General features: G+C 66.4%; 2 protein-coding genes and 2 pseudogenes. 3 read left to right on the top strand and 1 reads right to left on the bottom strand.

Translation table 11 applies throughout. The features are described from left to right. A pseudogene (locus tag B3547_RS16065) lies at positions 1 to 452 on the bottom strand (hypothetical protein); the annotation flags it as partial. A gap of 36 nt (positions 453 to 488) precedes the next feature. On the opposite strand from B3547_RS16065, the gene B3547_RS16070 reads away from it, so the two are divergent. From B3547_RS16070 to B3547_RS16080, 3 genes and pseudogenes are all read left to right on the top strand, one after another. Further along, the gene (locus B3547_RS16070; RefSeq protein ID WP_292964676.1) at positions 489 to 896 is read left to right on the top strand and encodes a TIGR01244 family sulfur transferase; all 408 of its coding nucleotides are present in this window, start codon (positions 489 to 491) and stop codon (positions 894 to 896) included. Positions 897 to 911: 15 nt separating this feature from the next. After that, positions 912 to 1,346: a hypothetical protein gene (locus B3547_RS16075; protein ID WP_233497517.1), complete on the top strand. Its 435-nt coding sequence runs from the start codon at positions 912 to 914 to the stop codon at positions 1,344 to 1,346. A 4-nt stretch (positions 1,347 to 1,350) separates the two neighbouring features. After that, a pseudogene (locus B3547_RS16080) lies at positions 1,351 to 1,529 on the top strand (sterol desaturase family protein); the annotation flags it as partial.

The following is a 1,529-nucleotide window of genomic DNA, read 5'->3' on the forward strand; positions in this document are numbered from 1 at the left end:
CCGCCGAAGCCGCCGCCACCGCCGCTGTAGGGATCGAAATTGTCTTCGCCGAATCCGTCGCGCTTATCCCGTCCGCGACCCCGCCGCCCTCTGTCAAAACCCATAAACTTCAATAGACCTTCGTTCCGCCCCTGCTTTCCCCGGCGCCGCGGGCCGGATGCGGAGACCGGCGGCACGACAAGGAATCCGCGCCGGACAAAAGGCCGACCTTCTTCATTGCACTCATCTCTATAGCGGAGAAAAAGCCATAGCGCGAATGGAATCGGCAAAAGAGACCGGATTTCCGGGAACTTTCGTTGATCCGCCGTTTCGGAGGCAATTTTTCCGATCCCGGAGGCGGCTGCGAATGCTTGCTCTTGGCCAGTGGTTTGGGCAGAAGCACTGTCAATTGCGTGCCGTTTCGGAGGGCGAGCCGGCGCGATCACCTGCACGAGTCCTGCCACGACCGGCATTCGCCGTCGTCAGCCTCAATCCGGGAGTAGGCACCGTTGTTCCGCAAGATCGATGATCGCACTTATGCCAGTCCGCAGATCACGGTGGCGGACCTGGCCGAGGCGAAAGCGCTGGGAATCGCCGTGATCATCAACAACCGTCCCGAGGACGAATCCGACGATCAGACGCCGGGTGCCGCGATCGAGGCAGCCGCGCGCGAGGCCGGGATCGCCTATCACGCGATCCCCGTGACGCACGCGGGCTTCGCCGCCTGGCAGGTGGAAGCGATGCGCAAGGCGCTGGACGAGGCGGGCGACCAGCCAGTGCTCGCCTACTGCCGATCCGGTACGCGCTCCACGCTGCTGTGGGCGCTGGCCGAGGCGNNGGCGGGTGCGGCCGGTGCGGGGTATGACATCACGCCGGTTCGCGCGCAGGTCGATATGCTCGCGGCGCAGGCCGGTTGAGCCGGTACAGCGATCGTGAAAGTGGTGCAGGCGTTTCTTGCCCAGCCCGGCGTGCTTCTCGTGCTCAAGACGCTGGCTTCCCTGGTCGGGGTGCTGTTCGTGGTGCAACTCGCGCGCTGGATGAATCTGGGCGGCGACGTGCGGATTCGCGACGAGGATCACGCGGGCGCGCTGGCCGACGAAGCGATGTGCGGCTTCGTGCCGGTGGCGGTCGGGCTCGACAAGGCGCGGATTGGCGCGCTGGTGCGCGATGCGCAGGGCCGGGTCATGCTGATTCGCCGCCATGGCAGCCACTTCGCCGCGCGCCTGCTGGAAAGCCACGCCGGCGTCCGGCTCGACCAGCAGTTCCTGACCGTTTCGACCGGGGACAGCCGCTTCGGCACGATCACGCTCAACCTCGGCCCCGATGCGCAGGCCTGGGCGGCCAGCCTCCGCCGGCTGGAAGGATAGGGCCATGACGCCGGACATCCATCCGTTCGATATCGTGACTTACGCGGTGCCGTTCTTCATTCTGGCGATGATCGCGGAAATGGCGTGGGCGCGCCGCCGCGCGCCGGAAGCCTATGAACCACGCGATACCTGGACCTCGCTGGCGCTGGGGTTGGGCAGCACGGTTGCCGGCGCGCTGACCGC

Origin of the sequence: Novosphingobium sp. UBA1939 (assembly GCF_002336885.1) — a bacterium.
Taxonomy (GTDB): domain Bacteria; phylum Pseudomonadota; class Alphaproteobacteria; order Sphingomonadales; family Sphingomonadaceae; genus Novosphingobium.